This is a genomic window from Paenibacillus sp. FSL R7-0340, assembly GCF_038002205.1.
GTDB lineage: Bacteria > Bacillota > Bacilli > Paenibacillales > Paenibacillaceae > Paenibacillus > Paenibacillus polymyxa_B.
Genome location: NZ_JBBOBY010000001.1, coordinates 2,812,025 through 2,834,119 on the forward strand (window position 1 = coordinate 2,812,025; position 22,095 = coordinate 2,834,119).

General features: G+C 42.9%; 36 protein-coding genes. 33 read left to right on the forward strand and 3 right to left on the reverse strand.

The genetic code is table 11. The features are described 5' to 3' along the window. The first annotated feature begins 25 nt into the window (after nucleotides 1-25). From MKX59_RS12465 to glnA, 5 genes are all read left to right on the forward strand, one after another. Nucleotides 26-1,009, forward strand: a complete 984-nt coding sequence (locus tag MKX59_RS12465) for an AAA family ATPase (RefSeq protein ID WP_071558585.1) — start codon at nucleotides 26-28, stop codon at nucleotides 1,007-1,009. Between the two features lie 113 nt (nucleotides 1,010-1,122). Further along, on the forward strand, nucleotides 1,123-2,409 hold the full coding sequence (gene hflX / locus MKX59_RS12470; protein WP_023989039.1) for a GTPase HflX: 1,287 nt from the start codon (nucleotides 1,123-1,125) through the stop codon (nucleotides 2,407-2,409). Nucleotides 2,410-2,520: 111 nt separating this feature from the next. Further along, entirely contained in the window at nucleotides 2,521-3,774 is a 1,254-nt protein-coding gene (locus MKX59_RS12475) for a methionine gamma-lyase family protein (protein WP_071558586.1), read from the forward strand. Between the two features lie 83 nt (nucleotides 3,775-3,857). Next, nucleotides 3,858-4,271 carry a MerR family transcriptional regulator gene (locus MKX59_RS12480; protein ID WP_007430683.1) on the forward strand — a complete coding sequence of 138 codons (414 nt, stop codon included), beginning with the start codon at nucleotides 3,858-3,860 and terminating at the stop codon, nucleotides 4,269-4,271. 117 nt (nucleotides 4,272-4,388) lie between these two features. Then, nucleotides 4,389-5,717: a type I glutamate--ammonia ligase gene (glnA, locus tag MKX59_RS12485; RefSeq protein ID WP_013310575.1), complete on the forward strand. Its 1,329-nt coding sequence runs from the start codon at nucleotides 4,389-4,391 to the stop codon at nucleotides 5,715-5,717. Between the two features lie 110 nt (nucleotides 5,718-5,827). Here the strand turns inward: glnA and MKX59_RS12490 are convergent, their stop codons facing one another. Both MKX59_RS12490 and MKX59_RS12495 read right to left on the reverse strand, forming a co-directional pair. Beyond that, nucleotides 5,828-6,982, reverse strand: a complete 1,155-nt coding sequence (locus MKX59_RS12490) for a tyrosine-type recombinase/integrase (RefSeq protein WP_330706138.1) — start codon at nucleotides 6,980-6,982, stop codon at nucleotides 5,828-5,830. Nucleotides 6,983-7,084: 102 nt separating this feature from the next. Beyond that, entirely contained in the window at nucleotides 7,085-7,456 is a 372-nt protein-coding gene (locus tag MKX59_RS12495) for a helix-turn-helix domain-containing protein (protein ID WP_076295316.1), read from the reverse strand. A gap of 91 nt (nucleotides 7,457-7,547) precedes the next feature. On the opposite strand from MKX59_RS12495, the gene MKX59_RS12500 reads away from it, so the two are divergent. From MKX59_RS12500 to MKX59_RS12570, 15 genes are all read left to right on the forward strand, one after another. Then, on the forward strand, nucleotides 7,548-7,787 hold the full coding sequence (locus MKX59_RS12500; RefSeq protein WP_076295317.1) for a helix-turn-helix transcriptional regulator: 240 nt from the start codon (nucleotides 7,548-7,550) through the stop codon (nucleotides 7,785-7,787). Nucleotides 7,788-7,886: 99 nt separating this feature from the next. Then, on the forward strand, nucleotides 7,887-8,153 hold the full coding sequence (locus tag MKX59_RS12505; RefSeq protein ID WP_064963048.1) for a hypothetical protein: 267 nt from the start codon (nucleotides 7,887-7,889) through the stop codon (nucleotides 8,151-8,153). Nucleotides 8,154-8,168: 15 nt separating this feature from the next. Then, nucleotides 8,169-9,308, forward strand: coding sequence for a ParB N-terminal domain-containing protein (locus MKX59_RS12510; protein WP_076295318.1), 1,140 nt, complete (start codon nucleotides 8,169-8,171; stop codon nucleotides 9,306-9,308). Continuing rightward, nucleotides 9,289-9,720, forward strand: coding sequence for an ORF6C domain-containing protein (locus MKX59_RS12515; RefSeq protein WP_076295319.1), 432 nt, complete (start codon nucleotides 9,289-9,291; stop codon nucleotides 9,718-9,720). Before MKX59_RS12510 ends, MKX59_RS12515 begins: the two co-directional genes overlap by 20 nt. 103 nt (nucleotides 9,721-9,823) lie before the next feature. Continuing rightward, nucleotides 9,824-10,183 (forward strand): hypothetical protein, encoded by a 360-nt coding sequence (locus MKX59_RS12520; protein WP_076295320.1) that lies wholly within the window; start codon nucleotides 9,824-9,826, stop codon nucleotides 10,181-10,183. Nucleotides 10,184-10,188: 5 nt separating this feature from the next. Continuing rightward, on the forward strand, nucleotides 10,189-10,572 hold the full coding sequence (locus MKX59_RS12525; protein WP_256704494.1) for a hypothetical protein: 384 nt from the start codon (nucleotides 10,189-10,191) through the stop codon (nucleotides 10,570-10,572). 60 nt (nucleotides 10,573-10,632) lie between these two features. After that, on the forward strand, nucleotides 10,633-11,304 hold the full coding sequence (locus MKX59_RS12530; RefSeq protein ID WP_076295322.1) for a hypothetical protein: 672 nt from the start codon (nucleotides 10,633-10,635) through the stop codon (nucleotides 11,302-11,304). A gap of 32 nt (nucleotides 11,305-11,336) precedes the next feature. Next, on the forward strand, nucleotides 11,337-11,744 hold the full coding sequence (locus tag MKX59_RS12535) for a hypothetical protein (RefSeq protein ID WP_256704495.1): 408 nt from the start codon (nucleotides 11,337-11,339) through the stop codon (nucleotides 11,742-11,744). A gap of 161 nt (nucleotides 11,745-11,905) precedes the next feature. After that, nucleotides 11,906-12,202: an HNH endonuclease gene (locus MKX59_RS12540; protein ID WP_076295324.1), complete on the forward strand. Its 297-nt coding sequence runs from the start codon at nucleotides 11,906-11,908 to the stop codon at nucleotides 12,200-12,202. Further along, the gene (locus MKX59_RS12545; RefSeq protein WP_076295325.1) at nucleotides 12,195-13,205 is read left to right on the forward strand and encodes a phage replisome organizer N-terminal domain-containing protein; all 1,011 of its coding nucleotides are present in this window, start codon (nucleotides 12,195-12,197) and stop codon (nucleotides 13,203-13,205) included. Before MKX59_RS12540 ends, MKX59_RS12545 begins: the two co-directional genes overlap by 8 nt. A gap of 6 nt (nucleotides 13,206-13,211) precedes the next feature. Next, nucleotides 13,212-14,162 (forward strand): primosomal protein DnaI, encoded by a 951-nt coding sequence (gene dnaI, locus MKX59_RS12550; RefSeq protein ID WP_076295326.1) that lies wholly within the window; start codon nucleotides 13,212-13,214, stop codon nucleotides 14,160-14,162. A 131-nt stretch (nucleotides 14,163-14,293) separates the two neighbouring features. Continuing rightward, nucleotides 14,294-15,424, forward strand: a complete 1,131-nt coding sequence (gene dnaN, locus MKX59_RS12555; protein WP_340858451.1) for a DNA polymerase III subunit beta — start codon at nucleotides 14,294-14,296, stop codon at nucleotides 15,422-15,424. After that, the gene (locus tag MKX59_RS12560; RefSeq protein WP_076295328.1) at nucleotides 15,424-15,942 is read left to right on the forward strand and encodes a DUF1064 domain-containing protein; all 519 of its coding nucleotides are present in this window, start codon (nucleotides 15,424-15,426) and stop codon (nucleotides 15,940-15,942) included. Before dnaN ends, MKX59_RS12560 begins: the two co-directional genes overlap by 1 nt. Beyond that, complete coding sequence (locus MKX59_RS12565) at nucleotides 15,893-16,207, forward strand: hypothetical protein (protein ID WP_179085381.1); 315 nt, start codon at nucleotides 15,893-15,895, stop codon at nucleotides 16,205-16,207. The genes MKX59_RS12560 and MKX59_RS12565 overlap by 50 nt, the downstream gene beginning before the upstream one ends. Beyond that, nucleotides 16,204-16,431, forward strand: coding sequence for a hypothetical protein (locus tag MKX59_RS12570; protein WP_076295329.1), 228 nt, complete (start codon nucleotides 16,204-16,206; stop codon nucleotides 16,429-16,431). Before MKX59_RS12565 ends, MKX59_RS12570 begins: the two co-directional genes overlap by 4 nt. Before the next feature lie 28 nt (nucleotides 16,432-16,459). Here the strand turns inward: MKX59_RS12570 and MKX59_RS12575 are convergent, their stop codons facing one another. After that, on the reverse strand, nucleotides 16,460-16,687 hold the full coding sequence (locus MKX59_RS12575) for a helix-turn-helix domain-containing protein (RefSeq protein ID WP_076295330.1): 228 nt from the start codon (nucleotides 16,685-16,687) through the stop codon (nucleotides 16,460-16,462). A gap of 429 nt (nucleotides 16,688-17,116) precedes the next feature. Between MKX59_RS12575 and MKX59_RS12580 the strand changes: the two genes are divergently transcribed. The 13 genes from MKX59_RS12580 (at nucleotide 17,117) to MKX59_RS12640 (ending at nucleotide 22,078) form a co-directional block, all read left to right on the forward strand. Beyond that, nucleotides 17,117-17,305: a hypothetical protein gene (locus tag MKX59_RS12580; RefSeq protein WP_076295331.1), complete on the forward strand. Its 189-nt coding sequence runs from the start codon at nucleotides 17,117-17,119 to the stop codon at nucleotides 17,303-17,305. Further along, complete coding sequence (locus tag MKX59_RS12585; protein ID WP_076295332.1) at nucleotides 17,302-17,484, forward strand: hypothetical protein; 183 nt, start codon at nucleotides 17,302-17,304, stop codon at nucleotides 17,482-17,484. Before MKX59_RS12580 ends, MKX59_RS12585 begins: the two co-directional genes overlap by 4 nt. A gap of 72 nt (nucleotides 17,485-17,556) precedes the next feature. Continuing rightward, complete coding sequence (locus MKX59_RS12590; RefSeq protein WP_076295333.1) at nucleotides 17,557-18,228, forward strand: HNH endonuclease; 672 nt, start codon at nucleotides 17,557-17,559, stop codon at nucleotides 18,226-18,228. Between the two features lie 33 nt (nucleotides 18,229-18,261). After that, the gene (locus MKX59_RS12595; protein ID WP_340858453.1) at nucleotides 18,262-18,489 is read left to right on the forward strand and encodes a hypothetical protein; all 228 of its coding nucleotides are present in this window, start codon (nucleotides 18,262-18,264) and stop codon (nucleotides 18,487-18,489) included. A gap of 27 nt (nucleotides 18,490-18,516) precedes the next feature. Continuing rightward, nucleotides 18,517-18,975, forward strand: a complete 459-nt coding sequence (locus tag MKX59_RS12600; RefSeq protein ID WP_076295335.1) for a hypothetical protein — start codon at nucleotides 18,517-18,519, stop codon at nucleotides 18,973-18,975. A 45-nt stretch (nucleotides 18,976-19,020) separates the two neighbouring features. Continuing rightward, nucleotides 19,021-19,494, forward strand: coding sequence for a class I SAM-dependent methyltransferase (locus tag MKX59_RS12605; RefSeq protein WP_076295336.1), 474 nt, complete (start codon nucleotides 19,021-19,023; stop codon nucleotides 19,492-19,494). A 36-nt stretch (nucleotides 19,495-19,530) separates the two neighbouring features. After that, nucleotides 19,531-19,938: a YopX family protein gene (locus MKX59_RS12610; protein WP_076295337.1), complete on the forward strand. Its 408-nt coding sequence runs from the start codon at nucleotides 19,531-19,533 to the stop codon at nucleotides 19,936-19,938. A 32-nt stretch (nucleotides 19,939-19,970) separates the two neighbouring features. Next, nucleotides 19,971-20,120, forward strand: a complete 150-nt coding sequence (locus MKX59_RS12615) for a hypothetical protein (protein ID WP_340858454.1) — start codon at nucleotides 19,971-19,973, stop codon at nucleotides 20,118-20,120. Next, nucleotides 20,113-20,505 carry a hypothetical protein gene (locus MKX59_RS12620; protein WP_256704496.1) on the forward strand — a complete coding sequence of 131 codons (393 nt, stop codon included), beginning with the start codon at nucleotides 20,113-20,115 and terminating at the stop codon, nucleotides 20,503-20,505. The genes MKX59_RS12615 and MKX59_RS12620 overlap by 8 nt, the downstream gene beginning before the upstream one ends. A 54-nt stretch (nucleotides 20,506-20,559) precedes the next feature. Then, nucleotides 20,560-20,955 carry a hypothetical protein gene (locus MKX59_RS12625; RefSeq protein WP_081391253.1) on the forward strand — a complete coding sequence of 132 codons (396 nt, stop codon included), beginning with the start codon at nucleotides 20,560-20,562 and terminating at the stop codon, nucleotides 20,953-20,955. 69 nt (nucleotides 20,956-21,024) lie between these two features. Further along, nucleotides 21,025-21,297, forward strand: a complete 273-nt coding sequence (locus MKX59_RS12630; RefSeq protein ID WP_076295340.1) for a hypothetical protein — start codon at nucleotides 21,025-21,027, stop codon at nucleotides 21,295-21,297. After that, nucleotides 21,294-21,716 (forward strand): hypothetical protein, encoded by a 423-nt coding sequence (locus tag MKX59_RS12635; protein ID WP_076295341.1) that lies wholly within the window; start codon nucleotides 21,294-21,296, stop codon nucleotides 21,714-21,716. The genes MKX59_RS12630 and MKX59_RS12635 overlap by 4 nt, the downstream gene beginning before the upstream one ends. Further along, nucleotides 21,713-22,078 carry a hypothetical protein gene (locus MKX59_RS12640; RefSeq protein ID WP_076295342.1) on the forward strand — a complete coding sequence of 122 codons (366 nt, stop codon included), beginning with the start codon at nucleotides 21,713-21,715 and terminating at the stop codon, nucleotides 22,076-22,078. The genes MKX59_RS12635 and MKX59_RS12640 overlap by 4 nt, the downstream gene beginning before the upstream one ends. Nucleotides 22,079-22,095: the final 17 nt, after the last annotated feature.

The following is a 22,095-nucleotide window of genomic DNA, read 5'->3' on the forward strand; positions in this document are numbered from 1 at the left end:
GAAGAAATGTTGAGGTGATGGATGCATGAACGGACGGGGAATCGCCGCGGGCAAGCGGTCGGAGGAGAGACCTTCCAGACAAATTAATGTCGTGCTGCGTAGCCCGGAGCCGATAGCTTCGGTGACTGTGGACGAGACGGAAGCAGTGGCTTCAACCAAGTCACAGGCGCTACCGCAGTATCTCAGTCTTTATCAGGAAATTCAGAAAGAACTCGATCATCTCGTCGGCTTGGATAACATCAAAGACCTGGTATTTGAGGTATATGCCTTTTTGCAAATCGCCCATATGCGCACGGATGCGGGATTGTTGAGCAATGCACACGTATATCACATGATTTTCAAAGGAAATCCAGGTACGGGGAAAACGACAGTAGCCCGCATTATCGCTAAAATGCTGCAAAAAATGGGGGTACTGAGCAAAGGTCATCTGATTGAAGTGGAGAGGGCTGATCTGGTCGGTGAGTATATTGGGCACACTGCACAGAAAACGCGAGATCTGGTAAAGAAATCTCTTGGCGGCGTGTTGTTCATTGATGAGGCTTACAGTTTGGCACGCGGAGGGGAAAAGGATTTTGGAAAAGAAGCGATTGATACCTTGGTAAAGTCCATGGAAGATCAAAAAAATCAATTTATTTTGATTCTCGCTGGATACTCGGGGGAAATGGACTTTTTTTTACGAACGAATCCTGGTCTTCCTTCTCGCTTTCCAATCCAGTTGGATTTTCCTGATTATACTGTAGATCAGCTTATCCAAATTTCCGAGCTGATGGCCAAGGAGCGGGATTATATTCTCATGCCTCAGTCCATAATTAAAATGAAGGAGCATTTGCTAAACGAGCGTAATGACAGTCTTCATGCATTTAGTAATGCACGCTATGTTCGTAACGTGATTGAAAAAGCGATTCGGCACCAAGCTGTCAGGTTGCTCAATCAGTACCGGAGCGGGCAACCCGGCAAGCAGGAATTGATGACGCTGCGTCCAGAGGATTTGAAAATGGACAAAAGATAGGCGATAATAGGAATCTGAATCACATCGAATGGTATGACATCGAACGGGGGCCGGCCTGAACATCAGGTCGGTCTCTGTTCGAGAGTTGACATGAAAATAAAGGAGCAAACAATATGGCGAACTCCACTCATGATACACAAACTGAAATGCAGGACAAGGCGGTACTGGTCAGTCTGATTACGGATGAAGTCAAACGATCTGGCATCAATACGGAATACTCGTTGGATGAGCTGGTGAAATTGGCTGAGACAGCGGGAGTTGAAGTACTGAGCGTCCTGACACAGAATAAGGAAGCCAAGGATTCAAAATGGTTTATTGGCAAAGGAAAAGTAGAGGAATTGCGTGCAGTTGCTGAAGAATTGGGAGCGAATACAGCTATTTTTGATCAGGAGCTCTCGGGAGCTCAGGTACGAAATCTGGAAGAAAGTCTGGATCTCAAAATTATTGACCGGACACAGTTGATTCTGGACATTTTTGCTCAACGTGCAAAAACACGGGAAGGTATTATTCAGGTTGAACTGGCGCAGTTGTCATATTTACTCCCCCGTTTGTCTGGACATGGCAAAAATCTCTCGCGTCTCGGTGGCGGAATCGGAACACGTGGTCCTGGTGAAAGCAAGCTGGAGACAGACCGTCGTCATATTCGTGACCGAATCAGTGATCTGAAACGCCAACTGGAGGAAGTGACTCGTCACCGGTATTTGCACAGGGAGCGCAGACAAAAGAGCGGTATTGTTCAGGTTGCACTTGTTGGCTATACCAATGCGGGCAAATCGACGCTGTTGAAGCAACTGACAGCAGCCGATGTATATATTGAGAACCAACTGTTTGCGACGCTGGATCCTACCTCCAGAACAATGGAGCTACCGAGTGGAAAAGAAATTATTCTTACGGATACAGTCGGTTTTATCCAAAATCTTCCTCATGATTTGGTTGCTTCCTTCCGGGCTACTTTGGAGGAGGCGAATGAGGCTCATCTCATTTTGCATGTCGTGGACGCTTCCTCGGATATGCGAGACGAACAGATGAAAGTTGTAGAGACGATCTTGCAGCAGCTAGGGGCTGCGGACAAGCCTCAGATCGTATTATTTAACAAAAAAGATGCCTGTACCCCTGAGCAACTGGAAATGCTTCCTTCTGGGGAGGGCTATTTGAAAATTAGTGCTTTTGATGAAGGGGATTTGCTGCACATTCGTGAACTGATTCAAGAGCATCTGAGCGGTGATACGCTGAGATTCCGCATTCCTGCGGAACGTGGGGATTTAACCTCGGTGCTTTATCGAATCGGAGATGTACTGCTGACAGAGTATGATGGCAATGATGTCATTTATGAGGTTGAAATTCAAAGAGGCGAGTACGAAAAGTACGGTCATGCACTCAGCGAGTTCACAGAAGGTTAACATCTAATGATGTTTTTGGGTCAATAAAATGAAAATGCTCATCGTTCAAAGTGAACAATAATATAACATGAATAGCCTAAGGCTGCGTAAGAGAGAGGGTCAAGAAGGTAAATGGTAGTTTTTAGTCCAGAAATTCAGAAAATTCAGGAAACTGCAGAACATAAAATACAAGAACGTATACAGCACATAGATCATATTGTAGATTCAAATCAGTGGAAGGTAATTCAGGCATTCCAGCGGAAGCAAGTGAGCGATTTTCACTTTGCGGGTTCTACGGGATATGCTTACAATGATCGGGGACGTGAGGTGCTGGAAGAAGTCTATGCGGATGTGTTCGGTGCGGAGGCAGCGTTGGTGCGTCCGCATTTTGCCTCGGGTACTCATACAATTGCCACTGCTTTATTTGGTGTGCTGCGTCCAGGGGATGAACTGTTGTACATTACTGGGAGACCTTATGATACCCTCCACAAAGTGATTGGTAAGCCCGGCGATGGAACAGGATCATTGCAGGATTTTGGTGTTACTTATGGAGAAACCGCACTGACAGCGGAAGGTAAAGTGGACTGGGAAGCGGTGGAGGCTGCGATCCATGCCAATACCAAAGTGATCGGTATTCAGCGTTCACGCGGTTATGATTGGAGAGCTTCGTTTAGTGTAGCAGATATTGAAGAAATGACAGCACGTGTGAAGGAAATAAAACCTGACGTCATTGTCTTTGTTGACAATTGCTACGGTGAATTTACCGAGAAGCTGGAACCTACTCAGGTAGGTGTCGATTTGATGGCAGGTTCGTTGATTAAAAATCCCGGTGGTGGCATTGCAGAAACGGGTGGATATATCTGCGGCAAACAAAAGTATGTAGAGCTAGCATCCTACCGATTAACTGCACCTGGAATCGGTGGAGAAGTAGGTGCCATGCTAGGTACTACACGAGGCATATTTCAGGGACTATTCCTTGCTCCGACACTGGTTGGGCAAGCGGTTAAAGGGAGCGTATTCGCAGCTGCGGTCTTTGAGGAGATGGGATTTGAGACCAAACCTGCCTGGCATGAAGAGCGTACGGATTTGATTCAGGCTATTTCTTTTAGTGGACCAGAGCATCTAATTGCTTTTGTACAGGGCATTCAGCGTGCAGCTGCCGTGGATAGCCATGTGGTGCCGGAGCCGTGGGATATGCCGGGTTATGAGCATCCAGTTATCATGGCTGCAGGTACGTTCATACAAGGGGGAAGTTTGGAACTATCTGCGGATGCTCCGATTCGTGAGCCTTATATTGGTTACATGCAAGGGGGCTTAACCTACTCTCATGTTAAATTTGGAGTGCTTATGGCTCTGCAAACGATGAAAGAACGTAAATTATTGTGAGTTTTTCTAACATGTCATTGACACTTTGCATCAGCTAAATGTACAATAAGGTGAATAATAGATCACTGGAAGGTTGATGACAAATGGGCGACGAAATTCGCAGAAATATGGCCTTATTTCCAATAGGTATTGTCATGAAGCTAACGGACTTGTCAGCACGTCAGATTCGTTATTATGAACAGCATAACTTGATAGTTCCTGCCCGTACATCGGGAAACCAACGTCTTTTTTCTTTTAATGACGTAGAGCGTCTGCTTGAAATTAAGGCGTTGATCGAGAAGGGTGTTAACATTGCGGGAATTAAACAAGTCATGAATCCGGTTACCAAGGAATCGGAGGAAGCTACGGTTATTACTGCAGATACGGAAGTCAAACGCCGTGAAATGTCCGATACTCAGCTTCACCGCTTGCTGAAACAACAACTTGTTGCAGGCAAAAGACCAGGACAGGTATCCCTGATCCAAGGCGAATTATCACGGTTCTTCAATAAGAGATAATGCTTTGACTTACCTCTTGGCATAAGGTCGCTTTACTTTAAAACCCGGTCTCATCATTTAAGTAATTTATACAACAACCGATTCGTATATAGTCGTTACAGAAAGGGAGAGGTTAGAGTGAGTTATAGCAGAGAAGATATCCTTCGGATTGCGAAAGAAGAAAATGTTCGTTTTATTCGTTTGCAATTTACAGATTTGCTGGGCACTATTAAGAACGTTGAAATTCCGGTTAGTCAACTGGAAAAAGCATTGGATAATAAAATGATGTTTGACGGTTCTTCCATAGAAGGTTATGTGCGTATTGAAGAATCTGATATGTATTTATATCCGGATTTGGACACTTGGGTTGTATTCCCTTGGGTAACCTCGGATCGTGTAGCCCGTTTGATCTGCGATATTTACAAGCCGGACGGAGTTCCGTTTGCAGGCGACCCGCGGGGTATCTTGAAACGTGTACTTAAGGAAGCAGAAGAGTTGGGATATACTTCGATGAATGTCGGACCAGAGCCTGAATTCTTCTTGTTCAAAACGGATGAAAAAGGCGAGCCAACTACAGAACTGAATGACCAAGGCGGGTATTTTGACCTGGCTCCGATGGATCTAGGTGAAAACTGCCGTCGTGAAATTGTACTTAAGCTTGAAGAGATGGGCTTCGAAATTGAAGCATCTCATCATGAAGTTGCACCTGGTCAGCATGAGATTGACTTTAAATATGCAGATGCAATTAAAGCTGCCGACCAGATTCAAACGTTCAAGCTCGTTGTTAAGACGATTGCTCGTCAGCATGGTTTGCATGCTACCTTTATGCCAAAACCTTTGTTTGGTGTAAATGGCTCCGGTATGCACTGCAATCAATCCTTGTTTAAGGATAATGAAAATGTATTTTATGATGAAACGGATGAACTCGGATTAAGCCAGACAGCCCGCCACTATATGGCTGGTATTCTTAAACATGCACGTGCAATGGCAGCGATCACGAATCCAACGGTAAATTCCTACAAACGTCTCGTACCAGGTTATGAAGCGCCTTGTTATGTGGCTTGGTCTGCAAGCAATCGCAGTCCAATGATTCGGATTCCCGCATCTCGTGGTCTGAGCACTCGCGTCGAAGTTCGTAACCCTGACCCGGCAGCGAATCCTTATTTGGCCTTGGCAGTGATGCTGAGAGCTGGTTTGGATGGTATCAAACGTCAGTTGGCTCTGCCAGCTCCTATTGATCGTAACATTTACGTAATGTCTGAGGAAGAGCGGATTGAAGAAGGCATTCCAAGTCTGCCTGCAGACTTGAAAGAAGCTTTGTCTGAGCTTATTCGGAGCGAAGTTATCTCTGACGCACTGGGCGACCATGCTCTGGCCTACTTCTATGAGCTTAAGGAAATTGAATGGGATATGTATCGCACCCAAGTGCATCAATGGGAACGTGATCAATATCTGACTCTTTACTAAAATGGGAATCCCTTGGCGCTCTAAGCGTTGAGGGATTTTTTTTCGGGGGTAGGTAAAGAATTTTATTAAGTTGGTTTATAATTGCCCCCAAATTGCCCCTAAAATTTTTTTTATCGAAATAAATTTTCAGTAAAAGACTCATATTTCTCCATGTTATTCATCTCTATTTTTTTAGAAATGTGTGCATAGATGTCAGAAGTTATTTGGATGCTACCATGTCCCAAACGTTCCTGCACATATTTCATTTCAGCCCCAGCTTCTAATTGCAATACTGCGTGCGTATGTCGAAGAGAATGGATCGGTAAGGGGGGGAGGCCCGCTCGTTTTATTATCCTAGAAAATGAATTGAACAAAGACGATTTTGGGATCGGACTCCCATCTGTACGACACATAATTAGATTAAGATCATGCCTATACATTTCGCCTAAAGTGATCTTGTTTTGATTTTGAACATTTAGGTGGTGTCTTAATGCAGCCAATAAAGTGTTACTTATTTTTATGGTTCTTTTTGAGTTGAATGTCTTTGTATCACCAAATAAATCATCAGGATTCTCAGGGAGATCGTAATCTAAAGTTTTACTAACGGTTGCCAAGCCATTTTTTAGATCAATGTCTGGCCACTGTAACGCGCCAACTTCTCCTTTTCGCATACCTGTCTCTAACATAAACATAAAGAAAAACCAATAAATATATCCGTATTTTTTTGCATTTGCTAGAAATTCAGGAATGTGCTCTGACTCAATAAATTTTACTTTATCTGATTTCTTAATCCCCCTGATAGTCACACCTTCACACGGATTCTTATCCAGTTTACCGAGCGTAACAGCCTTTTCTAGCGCGTCATGCATAGTGGAATGTATGAGTTCTACTGTACGTCTGCTATAAACTTTATCCCCTCTACCTTTACTCTCAGAAAGTTTATTTATGAATTTTTGATACATGAGCGGTTTTAATTTTTGTAATGTCATTTTTTTGAAGTGGGGTTTTATGTGCTTTTCAATGTTGTACTCATGAAGATTCAACGTATTTTTTCGAACGTTACCTTTTTTGTATTCATTCAGCCATTCGTCTAAAAAAAATGAAAGCGATATATCTCCTTGCTCGGATTTTTCCTCAAGTTTTTTCTTCATGTCTGCGGCTGCGTCTTCAGCTTCTTTTTTTGTACGAAATCCTTTACCTGATTTTTCACGAAATTTGTCAGTGAAGGGATCTTTGTATTTAAGTCTGTATTCCCAACCTGTGTTATGCTTTTTGAAGTTTGCCATTTCATACCTCCATAGGAACGTTTGTTCTAATTTTGTGTATGTGAAACCGCCTTGCGGCGGTGAAAGCGCAAAGTTATTAATAAAGTAGAAACTTTGATCGAATTAATCTTGCTTATTTTTCTTAGTTTCCCAAAACATGCCGGTAAGTACGTCAATAACACGTTGCCGTGCTTCCCCTTCAATTGGTACTCCATCAAAAAGGACTTGTTCCCCGCTCTCCAGCATTTTCTTGAAATCACGTTTGTCTTTCTCGGTGGCCCATTCTGGTATAGAATGATCCTCGTAGCCTAAAAGATAGTTTGGATTCACTTCGTAAAAGTCAGCTAATTTATTTATCATTTCCGTACGAGGTTTGGCTATGTCGTTTTCCCAGCTATTGTAACGACCTCTCTGAATTCCTAGCCGTTCAGCAACCTCATACTGGCTTAGACCGGTTTTCTTTCTTAAGTCCGTTAATCTAGAACCTATACTCAAAACAAACGCCTCCGAAAATTAAATTATCCAAACTCCTTGACGGATAATTATATTATCCACTATAATAAAATTATCGAAAGGAGGTCGCTGGATGCAGAACGAAAAACGCGCCAAGCGTGAACTTTTTTCTGAACTTCGTAAACAGAAAGGAACCCAAGCAAAAGTTGCTACTGAGAACGGAATATCAGAAGTTTACGTGAGAATGATTGAAAATGGAACATTCACTCCGGGAAGAGATCTAATGTTCCGCTTGTCTTCTTACTTTAATACTGATGCTACAAAGCTTTTTCCTGACTATTTTAAAAAGTCTTTGACGAAAATAGATAATTAAAGTATCTATTTGGTATTATAGATAATTTAATTATCGGTGTCAAGCACGCTATTTTTTTGGTCTTTTTGGATAATTAAATTATCATTTATGAGGTGCTTTATGATAACTGTAAAGGTTGATGAACAAGAAGCGAAGAAAATCGTTCATGAAAAAATAGCAAAGCTAGTAAAAGAGGCTGAAACTGAATATGTATTTTGGGATTCCACAGAGCTGCGGAAACGTACATGCATGAGTTGGAATGCAATTCTAGACACTTTTTTTCATGATCCGAGATTTAAGAAAACAAAGATAGGCAAGAAGTGGTATTTTCCAGCCAAGGAAACACGATTATTTTTGGAAACTTGGTTATTTGAACAATCTTATTAAGAAAGGAGATTCAACTTGCAAATTGACATTAACAAAATCATTGTCAGTGATCGTATCCGCAAAGACTTTGGCGGAATCGAAGAACTGGCCCGGGATATAGAACAAAACGGACTCATTAATCCTATTGTAGTAACACCAGATTATCAGTTAATTGCCGGAGAGCGGCGGTTGAGAGCGCACCAGTTCCTTGGACGCTCAGAAGTGACGGTAAGAGTTATGGAAATTAAGGATTTCGAGCATCAACTTCAGCTTGAGATTTCCGAGAATGAACATCGTAAGGAGTTCACTTTTTCCGAGCGAGTAGAATGGGCGCGGCGACTTGAAGAGGTCGAACGCTTGAAGGCCAAAGAGCGTATGGCTGGAGGTACGGAAAATTTTCCTGACCAACCTACCGGACAAGTTCGGGATATTGTAGCGGATCAGGCAGGCTTTGGCTCTGGCAGACAGTACGACAAAGCGAAGTTTATTGCAGAAAATGCTACTCCTGAGATCATTCAGCAGCTTGATGAAGGCTTGATCAGCACTCACAAAGCATTTGTAGAAACCAAAGCTCGGCTCGAAGCTGCTGTCCGTGATGCCGAGGAAAGAGCAGAGCAGGCAGAGCGGGACAAGCTTGAGTTACAAAGACAGTACAAAGATGCCATTCCTGCTGATCAACTTGAAGATGCAGTATCTGCTGCTGTAGAGCGTCATGAGGAAGAAACCACTGTATTTATCCGGCAGAAGGAAAAAGAAGCTGAGGTGCAGCTTAAACAACGTGATGAATACTGGAAAAACAAAATCACTGAAGATTTGGAAAAAGAACGTTTGAAAATCGAACAATTGAAATTAGGCTACCAACAGAAAAAAGAAGAGTTGGAAGCGATGAAATTGCAGAAGACAGATGATTTTGACGAGCAGCAAGCGGAATTGAAAATGAGGAAGCTTCGCTCTGAGTCTAATATCAACGCCTTACAACTGAATACCCATGTAAAAAGATTTCTTGAAACGGTCGGAATCACTTCATTCATGCTAGGTGCAATTGGGGCTGCAAACATGGGGGAGAAAAAGCGCTTGGGGGAAAGCCTTGATATGTTGCAACGTTTTATAGACCAAGTTAGACCAGCCGTAAACGGCAGAAAGGTGGTAGAAGTATATGACATTGATAAACAATAATCAACAATCGGATTATATGATGCTGGTGGAAAAGCAGCTCCAACTTACAGAGTCTCAAGGAGTTGCCATTCGAGGCCTGTGGGACGGTATGAAGAAGATGCAGGAGGATGTTACTGGAAAAGTTGAGGAAGTCCAGATGATGGTCCAGGAGGTTCGTGACAGTGTTACGCTCACAGATGCCGAATGCTATCAGTTACAGAACGCAGTAAGAATCAGGTCCATTACTCTCGCAAAAGATCGTTACAAGGAGACAGATGGAAAATTTAATGAAACGGTCGGAAAATATCGCCGCATGATTTGGAGTAAGCTGAAAGTTTTGTTCTCGGTTGCAAAGTACAGTCACATCCGGCGCATAGATTTTGATGATTCCATTTACTTCGTTAAAGAGTTTCGTCCAGAAGACTATATCTAGGGGGGAAGGATATGACTCTACCAGAACTGGCTCGTATCTGGTTCGAAAATGAATTACAGCATGCCATTATCGTTCGTAATATCCGGCGTAAGGACAAGTCAAAATGAGCAGCAAGATTTACTCTATTCCAATCGTGGATGATGAAGGATTCAAATTTAACTTAGATCAAACAGCAGACTCACTTATAGCCGCTGTATTACTCATGCATCGCTGGTTAAATTGTCAACATTCAGTAGATATTGAGATGCTAGAGCTGACAGAGCAGGATAAGAAAAAGATCTCTCTTCAAAAGGAAAAAGAACTTACTGAACAAAAGCTTCAGGCCATTTATAAAACTCAATATGCTATTACAGATAGTCCATGGCCTAATCATGTTTGTATCCAGAGGATGAAGCCTTTGAAGGAACAAGAAAGGCGATTAAAAACTAGAATATCCGAACTTGAAGCGGAGATATGGAGCTGAGAGAGTTGGACGAGCATAAACAATCTAGGGTGCTTAGAGCACAATTAAGGGAGCTATACGAGGACAGTATTGATGCTGTCAAATTCGGATTATCGACTGACGAAATTCATGCTCAAATAGGCTTGCTTACTGCCGAATTAAGTGAACTTGAGCAATTTAAAAACGAAGAATATGAAGGACTAGAATCTCCTAAGCCGTCAGAATACAAGATATCCGGTAAAGGAATAGGCTGCTGCAATCATTGTGGGAAAGAGATATTCGAAGATCAGAAACACCCCATTCCAAATGAAGAAGGACTTTTCTGTAATTACTATTGCCGTAAGTTATACCGCAAAAGAAAAGACAGAGAAGCCCTGACAAACAATCGTGCTACCAACACGATCATTTAAGAAACATTTCAACGGCAGTATATCATGGATTCTAAAAAATGAAAATAGGAGTGTAATAATATGGATTTGAATAATATGGTAAATCAGGCGCTAACGAATATTCATAGTGAGGGGTTAGTTGAAAAAATCGTCAGAAATAAGCTTGAAAAAACAATTGAATCTATTATTGATGATATTTTTAGTTCCTATGGAGACTTTGGGAAGCAATTAAAAGAACATGTAAAACAACATTTTTCTATCAATCTTGGCGTGTTGGATTTACCGTCTTACAACACATTAATCGCGCAAGTAATTAAAGAAAAACTGGATGAGATTACTCATATACAGGGTGTAGAAAAATTGAAGGAACAGATGGATAGAATGCTTGCTGATGTTAAGCCAGAGTATAAACTATCAGAGCTTATCAACAGCTGGAAAAAAAGTGAAAACGAAGATGATGAATATGATGACAGTGATGAGTTCTCCCTTCATATTGACAAGGATTATAGTACGTGGATTCACCTTGATCCAGAACCGGATAAGGGTAAGTATCAATGCAAATATGGAATGCTTATTCGCGATGATGGTACATTATTTTGCCTGAAAATAGATGATCGCGAAATTAAATCAAAAGATATGATGTACGGCTTACATGGAATTGCAGAGGATTTATTCAAGATTTATGCTCATGGTTCTAAGTTAGTCATTGATGAGGATGAAATAAACCTCTATTACGAAAACAGCGAATACTAATTGAAATTGAACAGACAAATAAGTAAGAAAGAGTGGTTGCATTGTCTCTAAAAAAACAATATACGCTCGGAGAGCTTTATAGTCTTGCGGATCAATGCAGCCATGATTACCCTGCTACACTGGCACGTAAGATTGAATTACTGACCGAAGTCCAGATTCTTTTGGGGCGCAAGGCAGCTGAGGCCGTAAGGGATTATAAGAAGAAATATGCTGAGAGGAAGCGTGTTTATGCTGAAGCGTATATTGCAGCAAAGAACCTAAGGGAGCAACGTGCGGAATTGGCGGTAATTGAACTTCGCCTTCAAGAGGCTGATGCAGAAGCTGATAAAGTCCGCTGGAGTAATGCTGTGGAAAGTAATGACCAGGTAATAAACTCTTTGAAATATAGCTTGAAGGTTCTTCTAGCTGAATTCGGTAGTTCAGCCAGCGGAACGAGATAGTATACAGAAGTTTCCGGGGTGAGTGAATTGGACAAAAAAAGTATTTGCTTATGGTGTGAGCATACCTCTGAAGAAATGAGTCACATAAGATTCGTGAACTTTGAGGGTACAGGATATGGCATTTGCCAGATGTGCTACTGGAGGTTAGAAGACGATGGATTATGGAACCTAACCCTCGTAGAAGGCCAGTGAACATAATAAAAAAGATACCTGTTTATTCTAAAGCGTTGATTCCTAAGGAAATGAGGGAACTGGTATTAGAAAGAGATTGCTACAAATGCCAATATTGCGGAAGAGAAAAGGGACTAACAATCGACCATGTGATTCCTGAATCAAAGGGCGGACCGACTGAGCCTCATAACTTGGTAGTTGCTTGTAAATCGTGCAATTCCAAGAAGGGTGTTAAAGATGCTGAAAATATGAGAGTTGCTATTCAGAGGGTTGATACAGATGGCTGAAATTAAATGGATTAAGCTCAGTACTGGTATGTTCGACGACGAAAAAATTAAAATTATCGAAGATATGCCCGAAGCTGACACGATCATTGTTATATGGCTCAAGCTAATGACTATGACAGGAAGATCAAATATGGGCGGTTACATCATGCTGACCGAAACTATTCCATATACAGAGGACATGTTGATTTCAGTGATCAAAAGGCCGCTGCCGGTTATAAAAATGGCTCTATCCATCTTCGAAAGATTCGGGATGCTGGAAGTTTCTGAGCAAGGAGCTTTCTTTCTGCCTAACTGGGAGAAACATCAGAATGTAGATGGAATGGATAAGGTCAGGGAACAAACTAAAAAGAGGGTTCAAAATTACCGGAACAAGCAAAAGCAGCTTGATTCAGGTGGAAATGATCCTCATGTTACAGGAAACGTTACTGGTAACGTTACAGTAACGGTCGGTAACGAAACAGATAAAGAATTAGATTTAGAACTAGAAAAAGAAAGTTGTTGTTTAACGCCCGAGACTGAAATCAAATCCGAAGATGAGGGGATACCGTTCACCCGACAGGATGCCGTTCCTGTCAATCCTGAAACAGATGCCGACTCTGGACAGAATGAAGTATCATCTTCGGATATTGATTATCGCAACACCCTTGCCAACAAGTACCTACAGCGCAGGGGGAAAGGATTAGACATTACAGCAGCCGACGAAACGAGCATTGATGAATTGCTGACTGCTGGTGTACCGCTTCAAACCGCTTTGGACGGAATTGATCAATCCTTTGACAAATTTAAACCTAAGCATAAGCGCGATGGGATACGGAGTCTGAGTTATTGTGCGACTATTATTTTCTCCTTACACGCCTTACGTGAAGATGTTGGTAAGGGGGAGAGGGCCGAAAGTCCTTTGCCTTATAAACCTGAGTCACAAATAGATGTGCCGCCAAGCGAATACACCGAGTCGGACATTCAAAGCATGCTTGCAAAACTAAGGGCTAAACAGGGAGGTTGATGCCGTATGGAGAGTTTCGGCAAAGAGCTAAAGGCATTAATACCCGCAGGTTTTGCCAAGAGACAGGCTGCGGTGCTGGAACGTCTAACAAACCATCCTGAGGTTCAGAGATTAAAAAGCGAATTTCCTGACCGAACTGAGGATCTGACCGAACCCAAACGATATAGAGATTTGTCACAGCATATATCCTATTGCGATAAATGCAGCGAGTGTCCAGGGTTGCTTGCTTGCCGGAACGAACAGAAGGGGCATGCAAGCGTTGCGGAGCCTAACCCGACCAAAGCTGACGAACTGGTCTTCCGACTTCGGAAATGCCCATTGTTGGTCGCTCACGAAAGAGAACAAGGAATAGGTCAAAGGATCAAGAGTCATTACATCCCGGCTCACATCCTGAATGCCACCTTCGAAGACATTGAACCTGACCCGCAGCGGATATCTGCAATTGCGGCGGCAATAAGCTTCTGTGATGAATTTGTTCCAGGAGAAACGACAACAGGACTATACTTTTACGGTCAAATGGGCGTAGGCAAAAGCCGGATCGTTGGAGCCATTGCCCAAGAGTTGGCTAAGCGTGACGTAAGCGTACTGATGGTCTATGTTCCTGATTTCCTACTGGAGGTCAAGGATGCGATTGGTTCAAAGACAGAAACTGTTGAAAGTAAGCTTGATGCTTTGAGGACAGTTCCTGTGTTGATATTGGATGATATTGGGGCCGAGTCATTAACGACTTGGACAAGGGATGAAGTCCTGGGACCGATACTTCAGCGACGTATGGAACGCCTAACGACGATCTACACATCGAATTTAACTATGAGTGAGTTGAAACAGCATTTGGCGAATCCAAAAGACAGCAAGCCTAGTGAGCAGAATGAGAAGAAAGCGGCGCGAATTATCGAACGGATTGAACCATTTGTAAAAATACTGCCAGTAGGCGGACGGAATAGACGTAGGGGGTAAGCATATGTGCAGAACATGCGGCGGCTGTAAGGTAGCATATCAGTTTCTCGGCTCCATGATGATATCAGGTCCATGCCCGGAGTGTAACCCTAATGCTAGAAAGGACATTTCGAAGGAGGGGGTCAAACCTTATGAATATAGTAGTGGACAGTTCTCTATTAGCTGAGGCTTTAGAAGATACCAGTAAAGCTATTTCAGCCAAAAGTATCATGCCGATACTTGATTGCTTTTTGATTGAAGCGAATCAAGAGGGGTTAACTGTGACAGGAACTGATGATAGAGCAACAATACAATCATATATTTTCGAGGAGCATGTTCAAATCGAACGGAGTGGAAAGGTAGTTCTGCCTGAATTGTTTTTGAAAATGCTCAAGAAATTAAGTGGTGACGTTCGGATTGAGTCTAAAGATGGTATGAATGTGATTATCACGTCCCGGAATAAAGAAATTGAAATGGCAGGATTGGACCCTGAGGAATTCCCTTCACCACCTACTATAAATGACGATGAATATATTGAAATTACAGGGAAAGACCTAAGGGGACTATTCAAAAAGGCTATCTTTGCAGCGGACATTGATGGTAAAGGCATGCCTATACTAACTGGAGCAAATGTCTACCTCAAGGATGGAAAAATAGGAATGGAAGCAACCAATAGGCATCGCCTTTCAAAAGCAGAAAAAGATATTGAATCAGGCGATTTTGGTAGTGCCGTGATCGAGGCGAGAGGACTAGTTGAACTACAGAAGATCATTACAGATAAGGACGATGTCCAATTTGGCTTTTCAAAGGGGAAGGATGATCGGGTAGTCTATGCCTTTGCTCGCACAGAGAGATTCGCTTTTTACTCTCGTGTTCTAGAGGGTGAGTATCCAGACATACACCAGATGGTTATTTTACCTGATAGTGGTACGAGGATTGAGATAAATAAACAAGAATTCTTGGAATCAGTTGAACTTATTTACACTCTGGCAAAAGAAGAAAAAAATAATATGGTCAAGCTTGATATAACTGAAAAAGAAATAAATATTCGTGGAAAAGGAAAGCAAACGGGCAAGGCAAGCGAAAGTATTGTGCCCACTAAGTTTACGGGACAGGAGTTATCTATATCTTTAAATTCTAAGTATGCTATAGATGCTTTAAAAGCTTTGGATGGGGAAAAAGTTACCTTGGTTTTTGCAGGCAAAACGAAGTCTATTTTCATTCTTAGCAATGAAGATAATCAAAGCATTCATATTGTACAACCTTATAGGACGGTAGATTAATGAGTAAATACAATGCTAAAAAAGTGATTGTTACAGCCGATGGAACCCTATTCGAGGAATGGTTGGTAAAGAAATATAACCTTGATGTAACTGGTATTCGCTTCGATAGCAAAATGGAAGGTGAGTATTATCAGGAATTGCTCATGCAGAAGCAGCTTGGGGAAATAAAGGATTTTGTTTGTCAGCCCAAATACGTCTTACAGGAAAGCCCGAAGGTGACCTACATTGCAGATTTCCTTGTTACTGATCTTGACGGAAGCCAACGAGTAATTGACATAAAGGGAGTTGAAACGGCTACCTTCAGAGTGAAGTTGAAGCTTTTCCTACTAAAATACCCGACTTTACCAATTGAAATACTGGTAAAGCGGCGTGGCGAATTTATCCCTACACAGCAGGCCAAGAAAGAACGGGCAGATCGAAAGCGAGCAATCAATAAATTAGTAAAACGAGCCGAAGGAGAGATTAAAAATGTCAGAACTGGCCGGAATAAAAGTCAGATTCACCGTAATCAAAAATGAGGATGCTGAGAATTACCTTGATGATCGGGATAAAAGTGAGTTGTCCCGCATTCTTTGGAAAATCCAAGAGTTGCGACATCTGAATGGAAAGCCAGCTTTAAATACCTATCTGGTAGTTAACACCGACGAAACATATGCGGCTGATATAGTCCGCATCATGCAGGCTAATAACCATTGGGGACCAGTGATTGACCCTAATCAGGCGGAGTTGAAGTATGACGGAGATATGCTTATTCTACCGGAGACGGAGGAGGCGATTAAATGAAGCACTCTCAAAATGAAATTGAACGTCCAGAAGTAACACAACGGATCATAGAATTGCTGGACAAGCAAAACGAGAAAGGTCTAAAGAAGTATGGAACCACCATAGACCAGGTATCAGATATGTCCTATGACTGGAAACTCATGGCCTTGGAAGAGGCAGCTGATTTGATTCAATACCTTCAGAAAGAAGTTATGCGACTTGAAAGGCTTCTTAATCCGATCTAAGCGGGAAACAAAAAAAGGAGCATAGAGGTTATTTCTCCTCTTGCTCCGCTTCATCAACATATTCTATTAAATCATTGACTGACTCCAAACCCAACGCCTTGTATATCTTGTTTAAGTTTTCTGGTGACCACTGTTTAGCCTTATTGTTCACCATGTCACTTATAGTATTTGGCCTAATGCCCGTTTGAATATGTAATTTATACATAGTCCAGTCAGGCTTAGATTCAAGTATCTGATCTAATTTTAAACGAAACATAGCAGCCACCTCTCTTACATTAACTTATCAAAAATAGTTAAACGAATCAAGATTATAATTTCCTTGACTACTAACGAAATTCGTTATATATTAATCCTATCGAAAATAGTTTAACTAAATTAGATAATAAATAGGAGTGAATTATCAATGAGAAAAACATACAAGCAATGGGTATTCTGGCAAGATGGGTTTTGGGAATTCGAGTGGAGTTTCATCCTACTCACAATTTGGATCAAAGAATTAAAAACTCGTCTGAGCGAGTATAAACAGGTCATTAAGCTCAGAGCGTTCACCGGGATCATCCGGTGAGGTTGGCACAAGCCAAGATCAGTTCAGGAAACTTTTCCTACGCTGAATGATTCGACTACGCAACTCTGTATCCGAACGAGCAACCTTGTACTGGAACTGAAAACATATAGGAGGGCGGATATGACGAAACAAGAGGCTGACGAATTTACCACGGCTTTGTCGGAGCGATACGCTCAGATTCAAAAATCTAACTCTCATAACAATGAATTGTTGAGTTTGTGGGAAGAAGTTATTGAAACCTTACCACCAGATATAAAGAGTGGATTTGAAGAAAAATATGATCACCTTGTAAGGGAGAGTAGTTCGTGAAAAAGCTCGACTTGAACAAGCTTGATGAAGAGCCGATCGAAGTGCAGCAGGCCGTGGCCTTCTATGCATCTCACACAATAAGCAAAGTGCACGTAACAACGAAAGAAAGATATAAATATTATTCCGTTTTAGAAGAAGCAGGGCTGCTTGAACCTCTGAAATCCGCAGTGGAGCCGTAACGGATTAGGTACAAAATATAAGCATAAGCACAGGAAATACGAAACTAAATTGTTGGAAAGGTGGCGAGGAGAATGTCTCATCAAACATTCTGGAAACCGGAGAAAAAAGTCAAAGAAAAGAAATCGTTCAGCAGCCTTAGACAGCGTAAGAAAAGCAAAAAGCCGATTCCAGAATGGAAGAAGGACATTCTTGCTCACCACCAGTCACGTCCTTCTCGGGCTGACCGAGCTGAATTTCCGCCAGAAGTAATTACTGAATTAATAGAAGAGACACAAGGCATCTGTCAATGTGGGTGTGGTCGTAAATCCACTCAAACCCATCACGTAATGCCAAGAGGCAGAAGCGGACGCGGTGTAAAGACAAATGCCATGCGTGTCTGCGATACCTGTCATGATCGTATCCAGACAAACGAGGAAGAACTCCAAGGATGGATAACGACATATTCATTAACTTATGGACCTAGATTTTGGTTTGACGAACAAGATTGGGAAGAGTACAACCGCAAGCAGGCGGCGCGTGAACGGATGGAAGCTGAGAAGAGAGAGCATCTAGATTACATGAAGCCAGTAATGGAACTGATTACTTCAGCGGCAGGCCGAACTTTGAAGGCTAAAGAGATACGGCTGTTGGAAGCTATGGATGATAAGCAAATGCTCGTTTTTACAAACATGATATCTGATGCTTTGAAAAATTTCAGCGTACCAGCACCTTCTTATGGTTATGGTGAGCGGTTCGAGGATTGATCTATAGCCCCCAAGGGCAGAGAGGACATAACAATGGGAAATGTACCAAAGGACGTACAGAAAGCATGGAATGTGGTAGCTGCTTATCTAAATAGGCAGAAGGCATTTTCATTTCATATAGACCCCTGGTACGAAATGGGACTTGATAGTCAAGAGCGGAAATACACTTTAAGCACCACGGATGGAAGTGTAAAGATCGTTGCAGCAGAGTCATGGGAAGGAATTTCTAGCCCCATAGGGGATAAGAAGGAGGGGGCTTAGCCCTCCATAAGGGGGATACAAGGGAACATGAACCAACTAATGCTTGATATACCGCAATATGGTCCGTGGCTTGTAACCCATAAAGGGGACGTATCCTGCCGCCTGTTGGCAGATAGGCATTACAGCAGGCAGACAATAGGTTCCCCGCAGTTTTGTAGGCCGGGACGAAACTTGGTGCTGCGGACTGCGGCTGGGGATGCGGTGTGGGTGAGTTGGGCTGGGATAAGGGATGACGGATTGAAAGCTTGGGAATGCACTATTTTTCGTAACGAGTCCAGCCTGCGCAGCTCCGACATGATCCAGGCAGCAGTATCGGCAACCTACGCAGAGTGGGGGCAGCCTCCACACGATGGACTAATAACCTATGTAGATGGCAGCAAAGTCCGCAGCATAAACCCCGGCTGCTGCTTTAAGGCGGCAGGGTGGCGGCGGATCGGCAAAAGCAAGCATAGAGGATTGTTGCTGTTGCAATTAACACTATTTTAAGGGGGATACACCCCCTACTACCTATACCAAAGGAGAGAGTATTACATGCAACGGATACTGGACGCGTGCTGCGGCAGTCGGATGTTTTGGTTTGATAAAGACAACCCTGATGTCGTTTATGCCGATAACCGGGAATTAAATGACACGTTATGCGATGGTCGCACACTTAATGTTTCACCAGACGTGATTGCGGATTTCCGTAGCATGCCTTTTGAGGATGAAGCATTCTACATGGTGGTATTCGATCCACCACACTTACTCAAGGCAGGCGATGAATCATGGTTGGCCAAAAAATACGGCAGATTAAACCAAGATACATGGAAGGAAGATTTACAGCGCGGATTCGCAGAGTGCATGCGTGTACTCAAGCCGAATGGAACGCTCATATTTAAATGGAATGAAGATCAAGTCAGCTTGAGCCAATTAAAAAAACTGTTCCCGCAACCGCCGCTATTTGGCAATAAGCGCAGTAAAACGCACTGGATAGTTTTCATGAAAGAACAGAGGGATGAGGCATAACAGCCTCTTACCCTATACCCCTAAGGAGCGATAAGCATGAGAGATATTAAATTCCGTGGTAAACGACTTGATAACGGAGAATGGGCATTCGGAGATATCTGGCAGCACAACGGCAGGGTGGACATTGTAGACCATAGAGCAAAATCACATCCAGTAGACCCTGAAACAGTAGGTCAATATGTGAATTATTACGGAATAGAGTTTTACAATAGTGACATTATGCTCATTGCCTGCGACTGCGATAGTGAATACGGATGTACACATAATGACGGGATATATACGGTAGTTTGGAACAAGGAAACGGCTGGTTATGCGCTGAAAAGCCAATCCAACGGACGTTTGTATCCACTAGATGAATATGGCGAGGAAAACATGCATGTCGCTGGAAACATACACGATAACCCGGAGCTGCTACAGCCCCAAGGAGAGAATAAGTTGGGATAATACACCTCAAACGCCGTATAGAGCGGTTTTACATGGACGAGGACGGAGATACAGTATTTGCACTTTATGAGGATATAGAGGGCTACATCCACTATAGATACTGCAACTATGATACGGACAAGCACAACATGTTGTCAGTATTGTTCTACAAAAATTTCGATGGAGGCGGTAAAGGTGAGTGAACGGATAATTAATTTACCGGATGGTCTGCAACCTATGTCAGAAGAAGATTTGAAAACTATTTGGAACAAAGCCGACGATGCTCGGGGTGAAGAAGCTCATATGAGTAATGATGTGTTTGATTTGGTCAACGCTCTTGATGCCGCCTATGCACAAATAGACTCACTCCAGCAGCAGCTTGCAGAGAGGGACCGGGCAATAGCCCGACAAAGCGCAGCGCTGGAAACGGCGACAGATGCTTTGAACAGTATCATAAACGGTGAATGGTCCGAAACCATAGATGATCAGTTTCTGGAAGTATGGACCACACGCCGTATAAATCCATCTCAAATAGCGGATGAAGCTTTGCTTGCAATAGGTCAGGAGTTAGATGCATTAGGGGAGTAACCACCAATACAATACGCTCCGTCAGGGTGACAGAGCGTTGGAAGGATGATAGACATGTTGGATATGACAGACCAGCAGCTTAATAGATGGCTTGCAGAATACATGGGATACACCATATCAGAGTACAAAGATAAGTGGGGATGGCTCATGTGCCCTAACGGAGATAACGTGCATGAGTCATTATTCCCGCTGGATGAGTTATGGGGTTTTGTGCCGAACTACTGTAACGATCCTGCCGCCTCTCTGGAGGTACAGGCAAAGGCTATAGAGATTGATCGAGTAGGATACGCAAGACGAATCATGTACATCTGTTGGGGAGGCGAAATGTCCGACTATGCGGAGTTGGATGACGAAGAATGGATCAAAGTGTCCGCCATCGGTTCATTGCTCACAGCAAGTCCCCGAGAGAGGGCAGAGGCTGCTTATATGACATTATCCATTAAGGATTAAACCAATACAGGGTGTACCCGATCATATCGTGCGAATGAACGTAATGATACCAAGGGAGGATATAGATACATGAAGAAACCAGAAATTAAATTAGAAGAGGTTATGTATACACCTCACTATGATCCGAAAGCAACCCCTTACCCGGTACATGTGATTAACGGAGCTCATAATTCGCCATGGTCGCAGGGATACATCAGATGTACCGGATGTGGAAAAGGACATCATTATCGCTGGAATCAGGACGGACCGTGGATACAGATTAAATGCCCAGATTGCGGAACATTATCAGCTTGGTGGGAAGAGTACTATGACAATGAAGAGGATGGGGAGGAACAACAATGACAGATAAACCACGTAGCTGGCAAGAGGATATGAACGGATGTGCTGGCCTGCCACCAACGCCTTGGGCATGGGTTTCTACAGAAGAAGCTGAGTGGATAGAAGATTCTAACCAGGAAATAGTCATTGGTAGTGAGTTTGAGTATATATTTGATGATTTGCTTGGTCCAAATGTCAGAAAGGAAGCATTCATGCGTTTCGTGATTAATGCACCCGAAGCCCTTCCTTACTGGCTCCAAGAAGCTGAGAAATGGCGTAGAGAAGCATTCCGCAAGTACCCGACACCAGATGCATACGAAGCAGCATGCAAAGCTTTGGAAAAGCACAGAGCACGTGCGGATCAGGCTGAATCACTTATACAACTAAAGGATGCAGAGATAGCCAGACTAAAAGCTCTCCTGCCAAACGAGGTGGATGTATGAGTCGTTACATTAAAAACAAGTACCGATCAGTGCGTAAAGAATTCCGTGAAGATATGTACGATGCTATAAAAGAAAATCCAGCACTTGGCATGCTCGTTATTAAAACGTATGTAGCCAGTAAGCATCGCGCCCACATCCATAAGATATGGGGCATGTTCTTCGATCATCCGGCTTTTGCCAAAGACTATAACAAGAATCTAATGGGTCAGCATTTGACTGGAAAAGATGAACTGTTTCATTCTCTCTACTTCGCTGCACCGAAAATTCGCGAGAAATACTTGTGGCGGATACCAGAAGCTTACGCTATGGGTGATGCCTTAGCCGCAGCGTACAAATCCATGCGCCGGGAGAACAATCCATGATAAGAGCCTATACCTCT